General features: G+C 58.2%; 21 protein-coding genes. 8 read left to right on the top strand and 13 right to left on the bottom strand.

The features are described from left to right. The first annotated feature begins 45 nt into the window (after positions 1–45). The 4 genes from rbfA (at position 46) to pnp (ending at position 4,164) form a co-directional block, all read left to right on the top strand. Complete coding sequence (gene rbfA / locus WBR25_RS16505) at positions 46–483, top strand: 30S ribosome-binding factor RbfA (protein WP_005338799.1); 438 nt, start codon at positions 46–48, stop codon at positions 481–483. Position 484: 1 nt separating this feature from the next. Further along, complete coding sequence (truB, locus tag WBR25_RS16500; protein WP_005338798.1) at positions 485–1,435, top strand: tRNA pseudouridine(55) synthase TruB; 951 nt, start codon at positions 485–487, stop codon at positions 1,433–1,435. Between the two features lie 144 nt (positions 1,436–1,579). After that, positions 1,580–1,849, top strand: a complete 270-nt coding sequence (rpsO, locus tag WBR25_RS16495; protein ID WP_005338797.1) for a 30S ribosomal protein S15 — start codon at positions 1,580–1,582, stop codon at positions 1,847–1,849. Positions 1,850–2,016: 167 nt separating this feature from the next. Beyond that, on the top strand, positions 2,017–4,164 hold the full coding sequence (gene pnp, locus WBR25_RS16490) for a polyribonucleotide nucleotidyltransferase (RefSeq protein ID WP_005338796.1): 2,148 nt from the start codon (positions 2,017–2,019) through the stop codon (positions 4,162–4,164). 98 nt (positions 4,165–4,262) lie between these two features. Here the strand turns inward: pnp and WBR25_RS16485 are convergent, their stop codons facing one another. From WBR25_RS16485 to WBR25_RS16435, 11 genes are all read right to left on the bottom strand, one after another. After that, complete coding sequence (locus WBR25_RS16485) at positions 4,263–5,321, bottom strand: protein-glutamate methylesterase/protein-glutamine glutaminase (RefSeq protein ID WP_005338795.1); 1,059 nt, start codon at positions 5,319–5,321, stop codon at positions 4,263–4,265. Then, positions 5,318–5,809: a chemoreceptor glutamine deamidase CheD gene (gene cheD, locus WBR25_RS16480; protein ID WP_058059429.1), complete on the bottom strand. Its 492-nt coding sequence runs from the start codon at positions 5,807–5,809 to the stop codon at positions 5,318–5,320. Before cheD ends, WBR25_RS16485 begins: the two co-directional genes overlap by 4 nt. Before the next feature lie 3 nt (positions 5,810–5,812). Next, positions 5,813–6,616, bottom strand: coding sequence for a CheR family methyltransferase (locus WBR25_RS16475; RefSeq protein ID WP_479748645.1), 804 nt, complete (start codon positions 6,614–6,616; stop codon positions 5,813–5,815). 56 nt (positions 6,617–6,672) lie between these two features. Beyond that, positions 6,673–8,427: a methyl-accepting chemotaxis protein gene (locus tag WBR25_RS16470; protein ID WP_479748643.1), complete on the bottom strand. Its 1,755-nt coding sequence runs from the start codon at positions 8,425–8,427 to the stop codon at positions 6,673–6,675. Between the two features lie 43 nt (positions 8,428–8,470). After that, on the bottom strand, positions 8,471–9,040 hold the full coding sequence (locus tag WBR25_RS16465; RefSeq protein WP_043822812.1) for a chemotaxis protein CheW: 570 nt from the start codon (positions 9,038–9,040) through the stop codon (positions 8,471–8,473). Positions 9,041–9,052: 12 nt separating this feature from the next. Continuing rightward, complete coding sequence (locus tag WBR25_RS16460; protein ID WP_227095913.1) at positions 9,053–10,978, bottom strand: HAMP domain-containing methyl-accepting chemotaxis protein; 1,926 nt, start codon at positions 10,976–10,978, stop codon at positions 9,053–9,055. Between the two features lie 10 nt (positions 10,979–10,988). Further along, positions 10,989–13,199, bottom strand: coding sequence for a chemotaxis protein CheA (locus WBR25_RS16455; RefSeq protein WP_479748640.1), 2,211 nt, complete (start codon positions 13,197–13,199; stop codon positions 10,989–10,991). Between the two features lie 22 nt (positions 13,200–13,221). Beyond that, positions 13,222–13,548 carry an STAS domain-containing protein gene (locus WBR25_RS16450; protein ID WP_005349569.1) on the bottom strand — a complete coding sequence of 109 codons (327 nt, stop codon included), beginning with the start codon at positions 13,546–13,548 and terminating at the stop codon, positions 13,222–13,224. Positions 13,549–13,561: 13 nt separating this feature from the next. Next, on the bottom strand, positions 13,562–13,930 hold the full coding sequence (locus WBR25_RS16445; protein ID WP_005338778.1) for a response regulator: 369 nt from the start codon (positions 13,928–13,930) through the stop codon (positions 13,562–13,564). A 9-nt stretch (positions 13,931–13,939) separates the two neighbouring features. Then, a complete protein-coding gene (locus WBR25_RS16440; RefSeq protein WP_479748637.1) occupies positions 13,940–15,154 on the bottom strand; it encodes a methyl-accepting chemotaxis protein in 1,215 nt (404 codons plus the stop codon). A gap of 253 nt (positions 15,155–15,407) precedes the next feature. Then, positions 15,408–16,496, bottom strand: a complete 1,089-nt coding sequence (locus tag WBR25_RS16435; protein WP_201937368.1) for a ketoacyl-ACP synthase III — start codon at positions 16,494–16,496, stop codon at positions 15,408–15,410. 226 nt (positions 16,497–16,722) lie between these two features. On the opposite strand from WBR25_RS16435, the gene WBR25_RS16430 reads away from it, so the two are divergent. From WBR25_RS16430 to WBR25_RS16420, 3 genes are all read left to right on the top strand, one after another. Further along, entirely contained in the window at positions 16,723–17,664 is a 942-nt protein-coding gene (locus WBR25_RS16430) for a LysR family transcriptional regulator (protein ID WP_479748636.1), read from the top strand. Between the two features lie 126 nt (positions 17,665–17,790). Beyond that, the gene (locus tag WBR25_RS16425; RefSeq protein ID WP_041207998.1) at positions 17,791–18,399 is read left to right on the top strand and encodes a LysE family translocator; all 609 of its coding nucleotides are present in this window, start codon (positions 17,791–17,793) and stop codon (positions 18,397–18,399) included. Between the two features lie 97 nt (positions 18,400–18,496). Beyond that, a complete protein-coding gene (locus tag WBR25_RS16420) occupies positions 18,497–20,356 on the top strand; it encodes a peptidase U32 family protein (protein WP_479748634.1) in 1,860 nt (619 codons plus the stop codon). A 66-nt stretch (positions 20,357–20,422) separates the two neighbouring features. Here the strand turns inward: WBR25_RS16420 and WBR25_RS16415 are convergent, their stop codons facing one another. Beyond that, a complete protein-coding gene (locus WBR25_RS16415; protein WP_259583976.1) occupies positions 20,423–20,896 on the bottom strand; it encodes a methylated-DNA--[protein]-cysteine S-methyltransferase in 474 nt (157 codons plus the stop codon). Then, the gene (locus tag WBR25_RS16410; protein WP_479748632.1) at positions 20,893–22,431 is read right to left on the bottom strand and encodes an AlkA N-terminal domain-containing protein; all 1,539 of its coding nucleotides are present in this window, start codon (positions 22,429–22,431) and stop codon (positions 20,893–20,895) included. The genes WBR25_RS16415 and WBR25_RS16410 overlap by 4 nt, the downstream gene beginning before the upstream one ends. Before the next feature lie 408 nt (positions 22,432–22,839). Between WBR25_RS16410 and WBR25_RS16405 the strand changes: the two genes are divergently transcribed. Next, the gene (locus tag WBR25_RS16405) at positions 22,840–23,229 is read left to right on the top strand and encodes a type IV pilin protein (RefSeq protein WP_005343572.1); all 390 of its coding nucleotides are present in this window, start codon (positions 22,840–22,842) and stop codon (positions 23,227–23,229) included.

Genomic DNA, 23,229 nt, shown 5'->3' with positions numbered 1-23,229 from the left:
AGACAAAATAGGGGGCCGCGGCCCCCTTTTATCGCAGGATAGAATATGGCCAGAGAATTCAGCCGGACCCGTCGGGTCGGACAGCAGATCCAGCGTGAAATCGCGCTGATCCTGCAGCGCGAGGTGAAAGACCCGCGCATCGGCATGGTGACTGTTTCCGATGTGGAAGTGTCCCGTGACCTCAACTATGCCAAGATTTACGTCACCTTCTTGCAGCTGGAAAATGATGCCGAGCGCATCAAGGAAGGCTTGCAGGGACTGACCGAAGCAGCCGGATATATCCGTAGTCTGCTGGGCAGTGCCATGCGTCTGCGCGTGGTGCCCGAGCTGCGTTTCTACTACGACCAGACCCTGGTCGAGGGGATGCGTCTCTCCAACCTGGTGACCAACACTGTGCGTGAAGACAAGCGTCGCATGGCCGAATCCGGCCGTGATGAAGAAGCTGAATCCGCACCGGATGACACGACTGAGGATAAAGCCTGAGATGACCCGAAGACGTCGTTTCAAGGGCCGTGATGTGCACGGCATTCTGCTGCTGGACAAGCCGACCGGCCTGACCTCCAACGATGTGTTGCAGAAGGTCAAGCGCATCTACAACGCCGCCAAGGCCGGTCACACCGGCGCACTGGATCCGCTGGCGACCGGCATGCTGCCGATCTGCCTCGGCGAGGCCACCAAGTTCTCCCAGTATTTGCTGGAAGCGGACAAGCGCTATGAGGTGACCGCCAAACTGGGCGAGCGCACCAACACCAGCGACTCTGATGGTGAGGTGGTCTCCACCCGTCCGGTGAACGTGGCTGTCGGTACCCTGATCGAGGCGCTGGACCAGTTCCGCGGCCCCATCATGCAGGTGCCGTCCATGTACTCCGCGCTCAAGCACAACGGCCGTCCGCTCTACGAATATGCCCGCGAAGGCATCGAGATCGAGCGAGAAGCCCGTCCCATCACCGTATTCGAGCTCAAACTGCTGAGCTTTGAAGGTGATGAAGTACGCCTTGAAGTGCACTGCAGCAAGGGCACCTACATCCGCTCTCTGGTGGATGATCTGGGTGAAGTGCTGGGCTGTGGCGCCCACGTGACCCAGTTGCGCCGTACCCAGGTGGCCAGCTATCCGTACGAGCGGATGCTGACCCTGGAGCAACTCGAGTGCATCTTCGAGCAGGCCAAGGCCGAGAGCATCCCGCCGCGCGAGCAGCTGGATCCGCTGCTGCTGCCGATGGACACCGCCGTAGCAAGCTTGCCCGAGGTGAACATGCTGGCGGTTGTGGCTGCCTATGTGAATCAGGGCCAGGCCGTGCAGGTGGCAGGTGCGCCGCAAAGCGGTCAGGTTCGCATGACGGTCGGCCCGGAGCGCGAGTTCATCGGGGTTGGCGAGATTGATGATGATGGCCGCGTCGCTCCCAAGCGACTGGTGCGTTATCACGACGAGGAGTGATCCTCAGGCGGTATCAGCGCGTCTTTCCCGTTTCGCCTCTTTATCGTTGCGAAAAGGGGCGGGGACGATTATGATACCGCCCTCATTTCACGGCTGAATTAGAGATTGGCTGTGAACCTTTAAACACTCTACTGGAGTATTACCATGTCTCTAAATGCTGAGATCAAAGCTCAAATCGTTGCTGACAACGCTCGTTGCGCCAACGACACCGGTTCCCCCGAAGTGCAAGTTGCCCTGCTGACTGCCCAGATTAACCATCTGCAAGGTCACTTCAAAGAGCACTCCAAGGACCACCACGGTCGTCGCGGTCTGCTGCGCATGGTTTCCCAGCGTCGTAAGCTGCTGGACTACCTGAAGCGTAAAGATTCCGAGCGTTATGCAGCTCTGATCGCCAAGCTGGGTCTGCGTCGTTAATCGACCATCAGATTTCGCGAAAAAGGGGAACCGTCAGGTTCCCCTTTTTTATTGCTCTTCAAGCCGTTGCCTGCCTCACAGAATTTGCGTCGCCGCTTACCTTTTGCATCGAATCAAGTATACTTGTGCGCGAATTTAAAGAGCCAAATTGTAAAAAGGAAATTCACGTGAATCCTATTGTAAAGTCATTCCAGTACGGTCAACACACCGTCACTCTGGAAACCGGTGTGATGGCCCGTCAAGCCACTGCGGCCGTTATGGTCAGCATGGACGATACCTGCGTATTTGTGACCGTAGTCGGCAAGAAAGAGGCCGATCACGGCCGTGATTTCTTCCCGCTGACTGTCAACTACCAGGAGCGTACCTATGCTGCTGGTCGTATCCCGGGTGGTTTCTTCCGTCGTGAAGGCCGTCCGAGCGAAGGCGAGACCCTCATCTCCCGTCTGATCGACCGTCCTATTCGTCCGCTGTTCCCGGAAGGCTTCCTCAATGAGGTTCAGGTCGTTGCGACAGTAATGTCCGTGAATCCGGCCGTATCCCCCGACATCGTTGCCATGATCGGTGCCTCTGCTGCACTGGCCATCTCCGGTATCCCGTTTGGCGGCCCGATCGGTGCTGCTCGCGTGGGTTACATGAACGGTCAGTATGTGCTGAACCCGACCACCACCGAACTGCCGCAGAGCGATCTGGATCTGGTAGTTGCCGGTACTGCCAATGCCGTGCTGATGGTTGAGTCCGAAGCGGCCATCCTTTCCGAAGAAGTGATGCTGGGCGCCGTGGTATACGGTCACGAGCAGATGCAGACCGTGATCAATGCGATCAACGAGTTTGCCGCTGCCGTCGGCACCAAGCCGTGGGACTGGACTCCGCCTGCCGTCAACGAAGCGCTGAAAGCCAAGGTTGCCGAGCTGGCGAGCGCCGAGCTGGGTGAAGCCTACCGCATCACCGAGAAGGCTGTTCGTTACGAAACCATCGCGGCCATCAAGGGTCGTGTGGTTGAGCAAGTTATCGCTTCCGGTGTGGAAGAAGATGCCAAGAAGATCGGCGAAGAGTTCCACAGCCTGGAAAGCCGCATCGTTCGTGGTCGCGTAGTACGTGGTGAGCCGCGCATCGATGGTCGCGATCCGGAAATGATCCGCGCCCTGAGCGTAGGTACCGGTATTCTGCCCCGTGCCCACGGTTCTGCCCTGTTCACCCGTGGTGAAACTCAGGCCATCGTGGTCGCCACTCTGGGGACCGAGCGTGACGCCCAGAACATCGACGAGCTGACCGGTAACCGTGCAGATCGCTTCATGCTGCACTACAACTTCCCGCCATACTGCGTCGGTGAGACCGGCATGATGGGTAGCCCGAAGCGTCGTGAAATCGGTCACGGCCGTCTGGCCAAGCGCGGCGTTGCTGCCGTGATGCCGAGCGCCGCCGAGTTCCCGTACGTGGTGCGCGTGGTCTCTGAAATCACCGAATCCAACGGCTCCTCCTCCATGGCGTCTGTCTGTGGTTCCTCTCTGGCGCTGATGGATGCCGGTGTGCCGATCAAGGCCTCCGTTGCCGGTATCGCCATGGGTCTGGTGAAGGAAGAAGAAGGTTTCGTCGTGCTGTCCGACATCTTGGGTGACGAAGATCACCTGGGCGACATGGACTTCAAAGTAGCCGGTACCACCGAAGGTGTGACCGCGCTGCAGATGGACATCAAGATCGAAGGCATCACCAAAGAGATCATGGAGATTGCGCTGAAGCAAGCTCGTGGCGCTCGTCTGCACATCCTGAAAGTGATGGATGAAGCTATCCAGGCTCCCCGTGCCCAGATCTCCGATTTTGCACCGCGTATCCACACCATCAAGATCAATCCTGAGAAGATCAAGGACGTGATCGGTAAGGGTGGTTCCGTGATCCGTGCGCTGACCGAAGAGACCGGCACCAACATCGAGCTGGATGATGACGGTACTGTACGTATCTCCGCCGTGGCCAACGAAGCCGCCATGGAAGCGATCCGTCGCATCGAGGCCATCACCGCCGAGATCGAAGTGAACCGCATCTATGAAGGTAAAGTTGTTCGTCTGGCCGATTTCGGTGCATTCGTCAACATTCTGCCGGGCAAAGATGGTCTGGTACACATCTCCCAGATCACCGACGCTCGCGTGCAGAACGTGGCTGACCACCTGACCATCGGTGACGTGGTCAAGGTGAAGGTACTGGAAGTGGACCGTCAGGGCCGCGTACGTCTCTCCATCAAGGAAGCGAACGCCCCGACCGAAGCAGCTGCACCTGCTGCTGACGCCGCTCCGGCCGCAGAAGAAGCGCCTGCTGCAGAGTAATCTGCTCGCCTGATACCGGATAGGTTCCGGTTGATGTAAAAAATCCGGCTCCCCAATGGGAGCCGGATTTTTTTATGGTCAAAACGCGCAATAAGGGATTACTTGCCGAGGATGGCGTATTGCATCTCTTGCAAGGGGAGCACATGACGGGCAGCTCCCAGCTTGATCGCCTCCTTGGGCATGCCGAAGACCACGCAGGAAGCCTCATCCTGGGCATAGGTGTTGGCACCCGCATCCAGCATCTCGCGCAATCCCCGGGCTCCGTCATCCCCCATGCCGGTCATGATGATGCCGGTGGCATTCTTGCCGGCATATTTGGCGACGGAGCGAAACAGCACATCTACCGAGGGGCGATGGCGGTTGATAAGCGGCCCGTCGACTACCTCGACGTGATAGTAGGCACCGCTGCGTTTGAGCAGCATATGCTTGCCGCCGGGGGCAATCAGCGCCAACCCCGGTATCACCCTGTCATTGTTCCTCGCCTCCCGTACTTCTATTTGGCAGACCCCGTTCAGGCGTTCTGCAAACATGGCGGTAAATTTTTCCGGCATGTGCTGCACGATGACAATGCCGGGGCTGACCCGGGGCAAGGCAGTCAGCACGGCTTCCAGCGCCTGGGTGCCGCCGGTCGAGGTGCCGATGGCGATGAGCCGCTCGGTGGTTTGTGCCATGGCGTGCTGGTTGGGCGCCAGCATGGCATCCGCGTTGAGTTTGGTGCTGACTGGTACAGAGGAGGGCTTGCCCACGCGCTTGAGGTTGGCCTGGGCCGCTGCACGTACCGCCATGGCCAGGTCGTGGGCAGATTCTTGCAGAAAGCTTTTTATCCCCATGGTCGGCTTGGTGATGATATCCACCGCACCGGCAGCCATTGCCTGCAGGGTGGTCTCGGCCCCCTTTTCGGTGAGGGAGGAGCAGATCACCACCGGGGTGGGATGCTCTGCCATGATCTTGGTGAGAAAGGTTATGCCGTCCATACGGGGCATCTCCACATCAAGCACGATGACGTCAGGCCACTCTTTCTTCAGTTTTTCCTGGGCAAACAGGGGGTCTGATGCCGTTGCGATCACCCGGATATCGGGTTCCTGCTCCAGCACCGCTTGCAATACCTGTCTGACCACGGCGGAATCATCCACCAGCATGACCCGGATCTGCTTCATTCTCGCGACTCCCGTTGATGTGGCAGACGATGATGGCGGAGCCAGACACTGCCGTTGCTGAGCTCAAAGAGCAAGCTTCGGTGGCCGCTATGGCCAAGATGATGAGCCTTGATATCAAGGCCAAGGTGTCGGGTCAGCTGCCAGGCTGCCTGAATATTTTTGGTGGCGACATTGTTGTCGCTCTGTGCGTATTGAGGCTCGGTAAACATGTTGCCACCCCCGAACAACTTGGCCTCATATTCATGGATGGGGGCGGGATAGTGACTGGCCGCTTGCAGCAACAAGGCTAGGGCCTCATCGGCATAGCGCCCATCCAGCTTGGCAGAGGGATTGCGCCGACTTGGCAGCATGTAGTGACACATTCCCCCCTGCTTCTGCTCCGGATGCCACAAGGTGATGGCAATACAGGAGCCCAGTACGGTTCTGACCACCACATCCTCCTTGCCAAAGAAGAGCTCTCCCGGTTGCAGGATCACCTCCCGAGTCATGACTTATCTCTTCTGATAGATGGAAGGAGAGACAAGCTGCAGGCCGTGGTGCAGGCCATGCAGGCTCTCGGCGTGGCTCACCAGCAGGTAGCCACCGGGTTTGAGTCTGGGTACCAGCCGCTGCAATACTTGCCCTTTGGTCTCCTTGTTGAAGTAGATCATCACGTTTCTGATGAAGATGACGTCAAACATGCCGATGTCCGGTAGATCCTGATTGAGGTTGATCTGCATGAACTGCACTTTGTCCCGCAACTTGCGATCGATGATGAAGATGCCCTCCTGCAGGCCCACACCCTTGAGGCAATATTTCATCAAAAAGGGCAGTGGAATATTTTGCGCCCGCTCGATGGGGTAGCGTCCGCTCATCGCCTGCTCCAGCACTCGGGACGAGATATCGGAGGCCAGGATATCCCAGTTGAAGGTGCTGCGTTTTTCCGCGAGTGTCATGGCCAGGCTATAGGGCTCCTCGCCGGATGAGCTGGCAGCGCTCCAGACCCGCAGTGGTTGCTCGGGCGGGAGCGCTGAGACTATCTCCCGCGTCAGAAACTCGAAGTGTTTGGGCTCCCTAAAAAAGTAGGTTTCGTTGGTGGTAAGGAGATCAAGCGCCAACTGCAGTTCGCTGCTGCGATCGTTCATGATGAGCTGGAAGTAGTCGTCATAACTATCCAGCTCATAGTGGCAGAGGCGTTTCGCCAGGCGGCTGGCTACCAGCGCCTTCTTGGCTGGAGACAGCTCTATCCCCGCCGTTTGATGAAGCCAGCGTTGGAAACGGGAGAACTCATCATCATGCAGCTGGGTTTGATACAAAAACTATCCCTCTACCTGTGTTGTCGGAGATGGGAGAGGCAACGCCTCTCCCGTGACTAGAACCGGACAAAATCGCCATCGCCCGTGGGGCGTTGGACTGTGGCGGCTCGTTCCCGACTGTTGGCATTGCTCTCGTTCATGAAGCGACCTCGGGTATTGGGGTGAAGATGCGAGGTGGCTGCTTTACCTTCTTTGGTGTGGGCCTCCAGGGTAAAGAACTCCATGGCCAGCTGCAGTTGTTCAGCCTGGCTGCTCATCTCTTCTGCTGTGGCAGCCAGCTCTTCGCTGCAAGAAGCGTTCTGCTGGGTAACCTGACTCAGCTGGCTCATCGCAAGGTTGATCTGGCTAACGCCGGTAGACTGCTCATTAGATGCGGCACTGATCTCCTGCACCAGATCCGAGGTCTTGTTGATGGAAGGAACCATCTGATCCAGCAAACGACCGGCTTTTTCCGCCATCTCGACACTGCTGGAGGCCAGCTCGCCAATCTCCTGGGCTGCCACCTGGCTGCGTTCGGCCAGTTTGCGCACCTCCGCCGCCACTACGGCAAAGCCTTTGCCGTGATCGCCTGCCCGCGCCGCTTCGATAGCCGCGTTGAGCGCCAGCAGATTGGTCTGGTAGGCGATGTCATCGATGATGCCAATCCGTCTGGCGATCTGCTTCATGGCATCCACAGTCAGTTTGACCGCTTCTCCTCCCTCTACGGCCTCTTTGGCTGCCTTGCTGGCCATGCCATCGGTGACCTGGGCATTGTCGGTATTCTGGTTGATGCTGGCGCTCATCTGCTCGATGGAGGCGCTGGTCTCCTCCATGCTGGAGGCCTGTTCACTGCTGGATTGGCTGATCGACTGGGCGGTCGCGCTTACCTGCTCGGCGGCACTGGAGAGGTTGTCAGAGGCGCCGCGTACTTCGGTAACAATCTTGGTCAAGGAGGCGATGGTTGTATTGAGCGCATCCTTGGTGGTGCCAAACACGCCGGGGTAGTCCGCCTCAATCTGCTGGGTCAGATCCCCTTTTGCCAGACATTGCACGATCCGGATGACATCGTTGAGGGTACTGTCGATCACGTCGGCAATTTGATTGATCCCTTCTCCCATCGCCTGAAAGAAGCCGCTCTTGCCAGCAAGTTCCATCCTGCGGTGCAGCTCGCCATTGATCACGGCCTGCACAATGTCGGACATCTCTTTCTCTATCATTACCTCCTTGGTTCTGTCGGCCCATTCGACCACGGATCCCAACCGTTCTCCGGTATCGTTGAAGACCGGATTGGCGATCAGGGAGAAGGTGCGCCCCCCCAGCTGTATCTGGGTGCGGTAGGTGCTGTTGAGTTTGGCCAGCATGGCGCGCTGATGGCCGGGATTTTTATGAAAGCTGTCGATGTTGGCGCCCATCAGCTGATTGGCGTTGAAGCTGTATAGCTCTTTCTTGATGTCGGTCTCGGCCTGATTGAGCATGCCGGTCACTGCCTCGTTCATATAGATAATGTCGAGGTTGGTATCGGCAATCATCACGTTGGTGCTGGCGCAGTCGAGGGCTTTGCGAACCAGCTGGTTCTCATGGAGCAACACCTGGTTCTTTTTAATGTCGTTGCGGCTCTGTTCCAGCTTGTCACTGAGCAAGGTGACCACCTCGTTGATGGCATGCCCTACTTCACGCAAGGGGCTATCCATACCGGAAAGATCGAGTGGTGCTGGAACCTGCTCTGCCAGGACTGCGTGTTGCAGTTGGCCGATTGCGTCGAGTAACTGGGTCCGCTGCCTCACTTCGGTGGTATTGTCTCCGAAGAGTTTTCCTAAGAGTGATTGGGTCATGAGCGTTTCCTTATGCTGCATGTCGTGGAGTATGGAGGCCTGTTCAGGAGGGTTGCAGGTTGCCTTGTGGCAACCTTGCCTGTGGCTGGGCCAGTTCGTTGAGTTGAGCCATCTCATCGAGTGACAACACTTTCCCGGTATCGATGAGGATGACGAATTTGCCGTTGACCTTGCCCATGCCACTGATGAAATCGGCCCGGATGCGGGCACCAAAACTCGGTGGGGGCTCGATATCTGCTTGTGGGATACCCAGTACTTCCGATACGGAATCCACCACAACGCCAATATCCTGACCTACAGGTTCATCGCCCTGCGGGGCCATCCCCTCAATAATGACGATGCAACTGCGGCGAGTGATGACCGAAGGAGCATTGCCAAAACGGGCATTCAAGTCTACGACCGACACTACTGCTCCTCTGAGGTTGATTACGCCGCGAATAAAACCCGGCATCATCGGAACCGGAGTGATATTGCCGTATTCGATGATCTCTTTGACCCCCAGAATATTGATGGCGAACATCTCGTTGTTGATCAGAAATGTCAGGTACTGGGCATCGCCACTGCTCTCGTCAGCGGCCGCTGATGGCACCGTGATGTCGGTGGATGTATGCATGGTCGCCTCCGGTTAAAAGCGGACAAAATCCGCGTCATCAATGGAATGGGATGATGGTTGATTGGGCTGGCTGGCCCGTTGTGGGGGGGCGATGAAACTGCCTCTGGGAGGCATGCCCTTGTGGCCGGTTTCATTGGGCCTGGTGTTGAGCTGCGCACTTTTCTCCAGAGCAAAAAAGGCCATGGTTTGCTGCAGTTCGCTGGCTTGCGAGCTCATCTCTTCGGCCGTGGCCGCCAGCTCCTCGCTGCTGGCCGCATTCTGCTGTGTCACCTGATTAAGCTGGTTCATGGCCAGACTGATCTGGTTGGCTGCGCTGGCCTGTTCCCCGGAAGCAGCATTGATCTCTTGTACCAGATCAGAGGTTTTGCGAATGGAGGGAACGATCCTCTCCAGCAGGTTGCCAGCCCGCTCTGCCTTGCTTACGCTGTCGGAGGAGAGCTCGCCAATCTCCTGCGCTGCGATCTGGCTGCGCTCTGCCAGTTTTCTCACCTCGGCAGCAACCACCGCGAAGCCTTTGCCATGCTCTCCGGCGCGAGCCGCCTCAATGGCGGCGTTGAGGGCAAGCAGGTTGGTCTGGTAGGCAATGTCGTCGATGATGCTGACTTTCTTGGCGATTTGCTGCATGGCGGTCACCGTCTGTTGAACGGATTGGCCCCCTTCGGTGGCCTCCAGCACCGAGTTGCTGGCCATGCTGTCGGTGATCTTGGCGTTCTCGGTGTTCTGATTGATGCTGGCGCTCATCTGCTCGATAGAGGCGCTGGTCTCTTCAACGCTGGCTGCTTGCTCGCTGGTGGCCTGGCTCAATGCCTGCGCCGTATTGCTCACCTGATTGGAGGCATTGGTCAGGTTGTCGGCGGCGTTGCGTACCTCTTCGATGATATTGGTCAGCGCAGTGATGGTCCGATTTAGGCCGTCTTTGGTCTGGCCAAAAATTCCTGGATAGGGCTCATCGATCCGTTGGGTCAGGTCACCCTTGGAGAGCGCGGTGGCAATGCGCATCACATCTTCCAGGCTGGTATCTGTCACATGGGAGAGGCGATTCAGCAGCTCGGATACCCGCTTGATGTAGCCCTGACGATCCTCCAGCGCAATCTTGTGGCTGAAGTCGCCCTGTTCGACAGCGGCGGTGACCAGCGTCTCGATATCCGTGATCAATGCCCCCAGTTTCTTGACCATGTTATCCATCGCCATCAAGAGCTGACCCGCTTCATCGTTGGACTCTATCTGGATCGATACATCCAGATTGCCATCGGCCAGACTATTGGCCACGCGCAGAGCCTGTTCGATGGGGGTGATGATGCTTTTGATCAGCAGGGTGCCAAACCAGGCTGCGAGTCCGATGCCGACCGCGATAACCACCGCCATGGTTATCAGCATCACGTCATACCAGGATTGCGCAGCGGTATATTCCGACTTGGCCACATTGAGCTGCAGGTTGACCAGCTCGGTGATTTTGTTGCCTATCGGGTCGATGGAGCCATAGAGGGCACCGTCAAAAGTGTTCAGCATGCCAGTAATCATGCCGTGCTGGGTGGCGAGGTATTTCTCCAGCTTGCCAATATCAGTATCGGCCGCGTTGAACAGGGTTGTCGCCTCGGCTGACAAGCGCTGTTCATCCGGTGTGAGGGTGGTGGACTGGTAGTGATGCCACTCGTTTTTGATTGTCTGCTGTGCCTGTTGTATCTGCTTCAAAGCCTCTTCTGCCGAGATCAGCCCCGCATTGGCCTTGTTGAGGTTGTCGATGATCGAGACGGCATAGCTGTCGGAGATGGTCTTCAGCTGCTTGAGGGGAACTACCCTGTCGTTGTAAACGCGCTGCAACCCGGTATTGCTGCTCTGCATGTTGTATAACCCGAGGCTGCCAACGGCCAGCAGCAGCAGGCAGAGCATGCAGAGCAGTACAATAAGACGCAATTTGATGGTGGAATTTTTTAACATGATGGTCCCCTCAGTTGATGCTGGATTGAGGCAGGTTGCGCGACACTGTCAACCTGTTGAGCTGACAGGATTCCTGAGTGATTGCGTGCTGGATCAGCGAAGGAATGTCGAGGATCAGGGCGACCTCTCCCCCCCCCAGAATGGTTGAGCCACTGATGCCTTGCAGGCGCTGGAACAATTTCCCCAAAGGTTTGATGACGGTCTGGAATTCTCCCAGCAGTTCATCCACCACCAGTCCGGATTTTTTGCCTGCATGGCTGACCACGACAATGTTCTCGCGCCGCCCCTTGCTGCCATTGGTATCGAAGTAGTGTTGCAGGCGGATAAAGGGCAGCACCTCGCCACGCAAATTGATGTAATTGCGACCCTGGGTATCGGCCAGTGCACTCTGGGTCAATTCAACGCACTCGATCACCATATCGAGGGGAATGACGTAGTGGGTATCGCAGACTCGCACCAGGAAGCCGTCGATGATGGCAAGGGTAAGCGGCAGGCGGATCTGCACACGGGTTCCTTTTCCCGGGATGCTGTCCAGATCGACCGTGCCGCGCAGGGCAGTGATGTTGCGTTTGACGACATCCATGCCCACCCCGCGACCGGAGAGGTTGGTTATCGCCTCGGCGGTAGAGAATCCCGGCTCGAAGATCAGGTTGTATATCTCCTGATCCGTCAGCGTGGTGGTTGGGCTGATCAGACCGCGCTCGATGGCTTTTTGCTGGATCTTGGCTTTGTTGAGACCAGCTCCATCATCCCGAATTTCGATGACGATACTGTTGGAGTCGTGATAGGCATTGAGATTCAGGGTGCCACGGGGGGATTTGCCTGCCAGCAGCCGTTGCTCTGCCGATTCGATGCCGTGATCCATCGAGTTTCTGACCAGATGCATCAGCGGATCGCCGATCTTCTCTACCACCGATTTGTCCAGTTCAGTCTCGGCTCCTGAGATCACCAGAGTGATATCCTTGTTCAGTTCCTGACTGACATCGCGCACCACCCGCTGGAAGCGGTTGAAGGTATCGCCGATAGGCACCATTCGCAGGCGCAGTGCACTGTCGCGGATCTCTTCCACCAGCATGGCAATGACTGAGGTGGCTTCCTGCAACTGGCTTTCGCGGGTGCGTTGGGCCAGCAGATTGGCTCCAGAACTGGCGACTACCAACTCCCCGACCAGATTGATTAGATCGTCCAGCTTGTCGGCATGCACCCTGACGTAACGCCCCTCTTTGCTCTTGCTCTCCTTGGTCTGGTTCTGTTTTTTCAGGGCGGCATCGACGACGGCTTCGTTGACAGCACCCTGCGCAATCAGGATTTCTCCGAGTTTGGGCGCTTGTTCTGCCGGGGTCGCTTGTTGTGCCTGCAGACCGCTTGCTAACTCCTCTGCAGTCAGGGCGCCGGTGTTGACCAACAACTGCCCCAGCATGGCGCTATCTTCCGGCAGCGACTCGATCAGGTTGATGTACTCGGCGATCTTGCTGTGGGGTGGCAAGATGGTGATCTGGCAGTCATCTCTGACAAATTCAAAGACATCGTTGATGGCCGTCTTGTCTGCCTGCGAGTCGAAGTCTATCTCGTAGCCTAGGTAGCAATTCTCCGGATCGAACTGTTCCCAATCCGGTAGCGCCTGATGGATGGTCTCCACCGAGCATATGGTTCCGAGAGTGCCGAGATAGCGCAGAAATGCGGCTGGATCCATGCCATTGCGCAGCACATCGGGACCAAAACGCAGGGAGATATGCCACAGGGAGGCGGAGCTGGTAATTCCTCCCTCTTTTTCGATCTTGGGTTCCGGCGTATGCACAGTATCTGGCAGCGTGGCATGGGGGACGCACTGATGACGAGTGAGGGTGAGCCTCAGCCGTTCATCTTGGTTGGCATCGCCCTCGCTTAACGTGCTGCCCTGTTCTGCAACGACATTGATGAGCGTCTGGATATGGTCACAGCTCTCCAGCAGATCCTTAATAAGAGGAGAGGTGACGGTGAGCTGCTGATTGCGGATCTGGTCTAGCAGATCCTCGACAATATGGGTAAACCCGACGATGGGTTGCAGACCAAACAGGCCAGCCGACCCCTTGATGGTATGAGCAGCACGAAAGATGGCACCAATCAGCTCGCTATTGTCAGGGTCAGATTCCAGTGATAGAAGGGCTGACTCCATCTCTTCAAGCAACTCGCGTGCCTCGGCGATATAGGTTTGTAAAGCCTGATCAAGATCGATGCTCACGGTGACTCCTTGTCATGGTGGCTCAGGGCCGTTCGCCATGGGTGATGAGGGTGGGGTCGCCAAAAAAGGCCGAGAGCTGGCAGAGCTCCAGCAGTTCAAGCACAACATGGCTGTGCCAGACCAGCGCCAGGGAGGTGCCCTGCTGCAGAGCGGTCTTCTTCGCTGCCAGCAGCAGTTGCAGCCCGGCGCTGTCTATCTCGGATACCGCTGCCAGATTCAGCTCCAGTTCGTTCCCCTGATGCAATAAGGGCGAGAGAGCATCTTTCAGCTCGCTGACTGTATAAATGGTGATCTCGTCCGGCATGGTCACCACTACCTTGTTGTCGAGTAGCTCACTCTGTAGTTGCATGATGTGCTCCGGATCACGGCATGATGAGCTTGGCGACTGCGGCCAACATCTGTTCGGGCTGGAAGGGTTTGACCACCCAGGCTTTGGCTCCTGCGGCTTGTCCCTCCTGCTTCTTGCTGTCCTGAGACTCGGTGGTCAGCATGATGACAGGGGTAAATTTGTAGTTGGCCAGCTTTTTGGCCTCTTTGACGAAGGTGATGCCATCCATGTTCGGCATGTTGACGTCACTGATGATCAGGTTGATCTTCTTGCCATCTAGTTTGTTGAGCGCATCTTTGCCGTCAGAGGCTTCCATGACCTCATAACCGGCGCCCTTGAGGGTCATGCCCACGACTTGGCGAATAGTTGCCGAGTCATCCACGATCAGGATCGTTTTGCCCATATCTCTCTCCTAGAAAAATGTGATGTCGGCGCTACTTAGTTGCGCGTTGACAGAACGGGTGGTGCGACCATGGTGAATATTGCGCTGTTCGTCGGTGGCGTATGAGAGTTCCATCTCTGCCAGCCAGCGATTGGCATCGATCTGGATTGGCCCTGTCGCATTGCTGCTCTGCTCCGAAGCAACCAGATGGCTGGAGAGGCTCTCCATGTTTTGTCTGACGTGGCTGAGGATCTGGCTGACCCTGTCTTGAAATTGCAGCGAGACAATGACGCTGGAGATTTCGCGATGGATATCGGTGCTCTCGTTTTGCAGCAGGGAGGCGGATTCCGCCAGGCTATCGGTGGCATGGCGAAAACGGGCCAGTACCTGTTCGATTGTCTGCTCCGAATTGAGCGCCGAGGCTTGATCCCGTGCGGCAGCATTTTCGGCAATCTGGAAGGCGCGGCCGATAGCAGTATTGATGGTGTCTACCTTGTCGGTCATCTTCTGGGCGGTTTCGCTAGAGAGGCGGGAGAGGTTGCGCACTTCATCCGCGACCACAGCAAAGCCACGGCCTGCTTCCCCTGCACGAGCCGCTTCAATGGCGGCGTTGAGGGCCAGCAGGTTAGTCTGGGAGGCTATTTTGGCCACATCCATGGCCATGGTGTTGAGCTCTATGGTGTAGGTGGTCAGGCTTTTTATCTCACCCAGCATGGCGTCCCGATTGGCTTGGGCGGAGTGCAGGATGGCCACTACCTCATTGAGTTGCTGCTGGCTCTCGCTCAAGACTCCAGCCATGCCACGGGAATTGGCATCACCCAGTTCTCCGGCTGCCAGATGAGAAGCATTGACTGCTTCCTCTAGCTTGTTGGCCAAGCCGCTGAAGCGTTGGGTCAGGTCAATCATCGCGGCTTCGGTTTGTTGACGAGAGCTTTCAATTTGCTGGGACCAGATAGGTAGAGCCTTCTCGCACACCTGTTCGAGCCCGATGATGGAGTGGGCGAGAGGATCGGTCGCGATGGTTTGTTCCTCTCCTGCACGATGTCGGAGTGTGTGCTGGTGGAAGTGACTCGATGTCCAGAGCGCGGCGGCAATACCAACCAGCACATTGAGCAGCAGGTAGAGAGGTGACAGCGCATCGGCGAGCTGCAGCAACAGGCAGCTGAGCAGAGCAAGCCCGATGCAGCAAATCCAGCAAACCGGTTCCCAAAGCGGTGTGTTCACGCCACTTTTGTGTTGTGCCATACGTAGCTTATCCCTGTGCAATTATTTGGTAAGAGGTAAAGGCGCGGGACCGAAACAGTCATGGTGCCCCTTGACGCTCTTTTCTTTATTTATAGTTGGCACAATAAGGTTAGCGGAAAAAAATTAATTGGCTGCAAATCGGAGTTGTTTGTATCAGCGATTGCCGTATCAAGCGGCTTGCGAAATGGGGGGAAGAGCCAGGTGGGGATGAAAAGGAGAGAAGGAGCCTGAGGATTCAGGCTCCTGATGAGGATCAAGCCTCGTTGGCGTGGGCCTTCTGGCAACCTTCCACGGCGTGGGCAATCAGTTCCAGCGCGCTCTTGTCACACGGGGGCAGTTCGGCATCGCACGCCTTGATAGGGGTGACGCGATCGCCCCACTTGATGATGGCGGCCCCCCAGGTCAGGCCGGCACCGAAAGCGGCGGTCAGCAGATAAGAGTTCGGCTTGACGCGGCCCTGCTCCAGCGCTTCGCACAGGGCGATGGGCACAGTGGCTGCGGAGGTGTTGCCGTAGTTTTCGATGTTGACCATCACCTTCTCCATCGGCGCATTCATCCGCTTGGCGAGGGTCTCGATGATGCGGATATTGGCCTGATGGGGAACGATCAAGTCGACCTGCTCCGGCGCGATACCGGCCTGAGCCAGCACAGTGTTGGTGGCTTCACCCATGCCGCGCACGGCGCGTTTGAAGATCTCCGGCCCTTCGAAGTTGAAGGTGAACAGCCCATCGATGTCGGCAAAACGCACCCGATCGGTACCGAAGTTCGGTACGTGCAGGATCTCCCGCGCTTCGCTGTCGCAGCCCAGCTTGTTGGCGATCAGGCCACACTCCTGCTCGCTTGCCTCGATCACCACGGCTCCGGCACCATCGCCAAACAGCACGGCGGTATCGCGGCGCGCCCAATCCAGCAAGTAGGTGAGGCGTTCGGCGCCGATCACCAGCACCTTCTTCATCATGCCGGTCTGCACCAGCGAGGTGGCGACCGAGAGAGAGTAGACGAAACCGGTGCAGGCCGCGTTGAGGTCAAACACGGCGGCATTGACGGCGCCCAGCTTCTTCTGCACGGCAGAGGCGGCACTTGGCAGCAGGTTGTCCGGGGTGGCGGTCGCCAGGATGATGCCATCGAGATCGCTCGCTTCCAGACCTGCGCAGGCCAGTGCACGGCGACCGGCCAGGGTGGCGAGATCCGAGGTGCTGACATGGGAGATCCGGCGGGCCTTGATGCCGGTGCGCGGATAGATCCACTCGTCTGACGTATCCATGATGGTGCTGAGGTCATCGTTGGTCAGCACGGAGGGAGGCAGGCATTTGCCCCAGCCGGTGATATTGGCGTATTTCATCTTGTTACCGCTTCTCAAAGTGGATCGCCCGCGGGCGGAAAATCGTGCAATTATGCCGTACGAGACAACCACTGTCATCTTGTGGTCATGGTTATGTGCGGGGGGCTCAGCTGTGCCATCTGGTCGCAAAGGGCTGCCACGTGCTGAACATGGTAGGAAATTTTGCTTAAAACGCGGGACTCCTCTGCCCTAAGATAGGCGTTTCGCCACCGATTAGGGTATCTCCTTGCTTAGAGCCAATCTCAACTTGTTGCCCACCCTCAAGGTGCTGCTGGAGACCCGTAATATCAGCCGCGCCGCCGAGCTGCTGCACCTGAGTCAGCCCTCCATCAGCAAGCAGCTTGCCCAGTTGCGCAGCGAGTTTGATGATGAGTTGCTGGTGCGGGAGGGGCAACGCTGGCTGCTGACGCCACGGGCCGAAGTGCTGGCCGCTCAACTGGCGGATTCTCTCGGTGCGCTTGAGCGGCTCTACGAGGCGCCCGGATTTGACCCGAGCCGCTGCGAGCGGGTATTTCGGCTCGCCTCTTCTGATTATGTTGCCCAGCATATCCTGCCTGATATCTGTGCCGCGCTCGCCAAAGAGGCGCCGTTGGCGGCGCTGGAGTACAGCCTGTGGGACAAGCGTCAGCTGCCGCAGCTGTGGCAGTCCGAGCTCGATCTGGTCTCTACCATCACCGAGCTGGTACCGGATCAGATCCGTGGTTTGCATCAGGGGGAAGATCGGCTGGCGGTGTTGATGGGACGTCATCACCCGCTGGCGGGCAAGGCGCTGAGTCTCGATGACTATCTCGCCTGGCCTCACCTGCAGGTGAGTGGCGGTGGCGACAAGGACAGCCCGGTGGAGCAGGTGTTGGCGCCGCAGGGACTGAGTCGGCGCTGGTTTGCCAGAGTTCCCTTTTTTCAGGCGGCTGTGGAGGTGTTGCTGCGCACCGATTGCCTGATGACCACCCCTGCTCATATCGCCTGGCAGCTCTCCTGCGGCCATGAGCTCACCTTTGTCGATCTGCCCTTTGCTACCCGCGACCAGCAGTATCATCTGCTGTGGCATCAGCGTCACCATCAGGATCCGGCCCACCGCTGGTTTCGCGAGCTGGCCTACCCCTTCCTGCGGGATCACCTGCAACGCACCGTCGGCGAGAGTCACAAGCTGCTCGATCTTGGCGGTTAGCCCCGGTCAGTTGTGTGGCGTTATAGCCATGGGTTATGGGTTCTATTCATAACTTTCACTACTGGCATAATGGCTCAGCCCGTACCCTGAATGCAGGTCATCATATCGAGCACAAAAGAGGAAAGCATGGAACTGACGAGTTGGCTGGCACTGGCCGCAATCTGCGTGATGGGCGCCATCAGCCCGGGGCCGAGTCTGGCGCTGATTATCCGCAACACGGTGCAGGGCGGGCAGGGGCATGGCGTCGCCACTGCGCTTGGCCACGGCCTCGGGGTTGGTATCTATGCGCTGGTTACCGCGCTTGGCCTCTCCATCCTGATCACCCAGACCCCGATCCTGTTTGATCTGATCCGCTACGGCGGTGCTGCGTTTCTTGCCTGGCTTGGGGTGAAAGCCCTGCTGGCAAAACCAGCCAGTGGTGAAGCGAGTGAAGAGGTGCACCAGCTGCGTGGTCGGCAGGGAGCCTTTGAAGGTTTTATGGTGGCCTTCCTCAATCCCCAGCTGGCGGTCTTCTTCATCGCCCTGTTCAGCCAGTTTGTGCGGGCCGATACCGGCTGGAGCGAAGGGGGCATCATGATGCTCACCGCTGGCGGGATCGATGCAGTCTGGTACGTGCTGGTGGCGCTGGTACTCTCGCGCGGGCCTGTACTGGCGTGGCTTAAAGCCAAATCCTTTGTGATCGATAAGGTGAGTGGCTTGGTGCTGCTGGGACTGGCACTCAAGGTGGTTATCTAATCCTGCATTTTGCGGATACCTTAAGCGGGATCAAGGCATGCGGGTGGTGAATGGGCTAGAGTAGCGCCCATTTGCTGTCCGCCCTGATCCCGAGACCATGCACCAGAACAAGCACCCGTTAAGCAACAACAACCGGTTGGAGCTGTTGGCTCCGGCCAAGAACCTCGCCTACGGCATCGAAGCCATCAACCATGGCGCCGATGCCGTCTACATTGGTGGCCCTGCCTTTGGCGCCCGCAGTGTGGCGGGCAACTCCATCGAGGATATCGAAGCGCTGGCGCGCCACGCCCACCGTTTCGGCGCCCAGGTCTTTGTCGCCTTCAACACTCTGCTGCACGATCACGAGCTGGAGCAGGCCCGGCGGCTGACCCACCAGATCTACGCAGCCGGTGCCGATGCGCTCATCGTACAGGATATGGGACTGCTGGCGCTGGATTTGCCTCCCATCGCGCTCCATGCCAGTACCCAGACCGACAACCGCACGCCGGAGAAGGTGAAGTTTCTGCAGGATGTGGGTTTCTCTCAGGTGGTGCTGGCGCGCGAACTGTCCCTTGCGCAGATCCGCGAGATCAGCGCGGCGACCAATGTGCAGCTGGAGTTCTTTATCCACGGTGCGCTCTGTGTCTCCTACAGCGGCCAGTGCAACATCAGCCATGCCCGTACCGGCCGCAGTGCCAACCGTGGCGAGTGTGCCCAGCTCTGCCGTCTGCCCTGCTCGCTGCAAAAGCCTGACGGCGAAGTGCTGGTGGCCGACAGCCATCTGCTGTCTCTCAAGGATATGGATCAGACAGACAACCTGGAGACCTTGATCGAGGCGGGGATCCGCTCCTTCAAGATTGAAGGGCGCCTCAAGGGGCTCGACTACGTCAAGAACGTCACCGCCTGGTATCGCCAGAAGCTGGACGCCATTTTGGATAGCCGCTCCGATCTGGTGGCTGCCTCTGCAGGCCGTTGCAGCTACAGCTTCACGCCTGACCCCAAGAAAAGTTTCAACCGCGGCAGCACAGACTACTTCCTCCATGGCCGCCAGCAGGGGATCGACTCCACCAAGAGCCCGAAATATGTGGGTGAACCGCTCGGGCGTGTCACCAAGGTGACCCGTGACGGTATCGAGATTGACGGCAAACAGGTCACCCTCAACAACGGTGACGGTTTGGGCTTCTTCAAGCCGAACAACGAGCTGGTGGGGATGCGCCTCAACAAGGTTGAAGGTAAGCAGTTACTCCTGTCAGAACGCATGCCGGGGCTAAAGGTGGGGACCGAAATCTACCGCAACCACGATCAGGCGTTCAGCAAGATGCTGGAGAAGGCGAGCGCGGATCGCCGCATCCGGGTCGATATGGTGCTGGCAGAGTGCGATGAGGGCGTGATCCTCATGCTCACCGACGAGCAGGGCATCAGTGCCGCAGTGACCCTGCCTTGCGACAAACAGCCTGCCGACAACCCGGAGCGGGCGCTGCAACAGGCGCGGGATCAGCTTGGCAAACTCGGCAATACCCTGTTTGTGGCGCGCAAGATTGAGTTGGCATTCACTCACCCGCTATTTATCGCCGCATCACAGCTCAACGGTTTGCGCCGGGATGGCATCGCTGCGCTGGAGGCCGCACGCGTGGTCAGCTACCAGCGCCCCGAGCGACGCATTGCCCTGCGGGATATCAACTATCCCCAGCACCGTCTCTCCTACCTTGGCAATGTGCTGAACAGCGCGGCCGAGCAGTTCTTCCGCGAACACGGGGTGGAGCGGATTGCTCCCGCCTATGAGGCGAACAAGGAGGAGCGGGAAGTGGTGCTGATGATCACCAAGCATTGCATACGCTATAGCCAGAACCTCTGTCCGAACGAGGTGCCCGGTCTCAAGGCCGAGCCACTGGAACTCAAGATGGGTAAAGATACCTTCCGCCTGCGTTTTGACTGTAACCGCTGCGAAATGCATGTGATGGGCAGCCTGAAACGCTGATCAATGAGCCCCTTTCTCCATCCGGAAAGGGGCAATTTTTATCGCAGGTTCTCTGCCTACCCTCCTTTAATTACCCCTCTCCAGCGCCAGCAGCGTTTTTTTAATCTCCAATCCCCCCGCATAGCCAGTCAGGCTGCCGTTTTGGCCGATCACCCGATGGCAGGGGACGATGATCGAGAGCGGATTGCGGCCATTCGCCGCGCCCACTGCCCGCACCGCATCGGGTTTGCCGATGGTGCGAGCGATATCGCTGTAGCTGCGGGTCTCGCCGTAGGGGATGTCGCACAACGCTTGCCATACCGCCTGCTGAAAGGCGGTGCCACGGGCTGCAAGGGGCAGGGAGAAGCGCTGCAAGCGACCGGCAAAATAGGCGTCAAATTCGGCGAGGAAGGGAGCCAGCGCTTCGTGATCTTGCTGCCAGCCACTCATATCGGGCAGTGCCCGCAGGCCCGCCACAAAGTCCACGTGCACCAGACCGGATTCATTGATGGCAACCAGCAGCTCGCCGCAGCGGGTCGGCAGGATATCGTAGCGGATCATGGGGTTATCTCCTGTTGTTGGGTATCTGGCTGTTGTTCGTTGCCGGTGGCACGGAGCAGCAAATCGGGCGCTTCACTCATGGCGTGCCACAGCCAGCTGGCCGCATAGCTGCGCCACGGCTGCCATGCTGCGCTTTGCGCCAACACCTCTTTTACCGGCAGCTTGGTGCCGCCGCCGAGAGCCTTTTGCAGCACCAGATCGGAAGCGGGGAAAGCATCGGTATCCAGCCCGCAGCGCAGCCGCCAGTAAGAGACCGTCCACGGGCCTATGCCCGGCAGCGCCAGCAACTGCTCGTCACTGGCTGTCGTGAGGGTCAGCTCGCCGCTGGCCAGTGCCTTCGCCACTCCCCGCAGGGTGCGAATGCGGCTGCCGGGCATGCCGATACCGTCGAGATCGAGTTCGCACAACTGGGCGGGGGTCGGTAGTTGCGCCATCCCGAATTGCGCCTCGGTACGGGCTACCAGTCGCCCGAGTATGGTGATGGCTCCCTTGACCGAGACCTGCTGGCCGACGATGGCGCGCAGCATCACCTCGTATTCGTCCCAGCCTCCCGGCAGCCGTACGCCGGGCCAGCGCGCCAGCAAGCGGGCGAGCAGCGGGTCCTGACCGAGCAGATCACCGATCCGCTGCATGTCGGCATCGAGATCCCACATCCTGCGCACCCGATAGAGCAGGTCGGGCAGCGCAGCGAGCGGCAGATCATGGACGGTAAGCTGCAGGCTATGCCCCTTGCCCTGCGCGATACGCACCAACGCGACCTGATCACCGACCCGGTAGCGCCGCTCATACACCTCACCATCCACCTGCTCCAGCCCGGGGATCGCCCGCAGCCGATAGAACGCCAGCATGGCCGCCACGTCATATGGGGGGTGGTAGGGCAGTTGCAGTGTCAGGGTTGCGCCGCGGGGCTGCGCGCTCATGTGCTCTGGCGCATGATCCTCTTGTTGGCGCAGGGTGCGCGGGGCCAGTCCGTAGGCGTTCAGCCAGGCGTCATTGAAGCGACGGATGCTGGCAAAGCCGGCGGCAAACGCGATGTCGGTAATGGGCAGCCCAGTTTCAGTCAGCAGCCGTTTCGCGAGCAGCAGGCGGCGCGTCTGCTCCACCTGTTTTGGTGAGGCGCCGAGATGTTGCTCGAACTGGCGGCGTAGCGTGCGTTCGCTGATCCCGGCCTCAGTGGCGAGTTCAGCGAGCGTGCCCTCCGCCAGCTCGCCGCGATCGATGCGTGCCAGCAGCCGTGTCAGTTCAACCGGCAGATCGCCACGGGCGGCGGGGGCCAGCTCAGGGCGGCAGCGCAGGCAGGGTCGCAGCCCATACTGCTCGGCGGCCGCGGCGCTTTGGAAGTAGCGCACATTGTGCTCGTGCGGTGGCCGTGCCGGGCAGACAGGCCGGCAGTAGATGCCGGTCGAGAGCACGCCGGTAAAGAAGCGGCCATCAAAACGAGCGTCGCGGGCGAGCCGTGCGGCGTGACACTGTTCGCGGCTGAGGGTGTTGATCACCTCATCCGGTGACGACTCTGGGCTGGGCTTTGCATTCATGGTGTTGGCGGCTTTGCTGGAATAGATGGCAAGAGAGTAAGGGGGCTCGGGGGCCGTGACTAGCCAGAAACGGACAGGGATAGCAAAAATTGGCCAGAGGTTTTTTTGCTCTTTCATTGCACGGCCGGGTTTCACTCTTCGTCACGCTGTTATTCATATGTCGCGGCTCGACAGAAGGGGGCATAACGGACGGGTCGGAGGTACGATTGGCCTAGCTTTATTTGCTTAGCGAGATTAGTGGCGGCGAAAACTGCTTAAAAATTAATAACAGATCACATAACTATCTTTTTTACATTGAGTGTGGCGATTTTGTGTTGTTCAATCGAGTCAGTTAATTTTTGATGATTATTAAGTCATCGCATTTGCGGCCCAGGGCCGACCAATAACAACACTTGCCAAGGATGATAAGTGAACGACTGTAAGGCATGGCCCCATTGCCGTGGGTTTAGTCTGATCGAGTTGTTGATCGCCATGACGGTTGTCAGCATTCTCGCGGCCATCGCGTTGCCAGCGTATCAGGGTTATCTGCAACAGGGACGTCGTTACGAAGCGCAGCAACAATTGCTGGAGCAGGCGCTCGCCCTTGAACGTATCTATACCCAACAGGGCCGTTATCCAGACACGTTTGCCACCCCTTCCAACACGGATTTCTACCAGTTCAGCTACAGCCAGCAAGATGCTGGCGACTACCTGCTCAAAGCCATTCCAACGACGCGACAACAGGATGAATGCGGCACTCTGACCCTCGATCAGACCGGTTATCGCGCGGCCAATCGCCATGACTGCTGGGGATCATAA

It is taken from the genome of Aeromonas sp. MTB (assembly GCF_056632455.1).
Note: the sequence above shows the minus strand (reverse complement) of the source record. Positions and strands in the feature narration are given on the sequence as shown.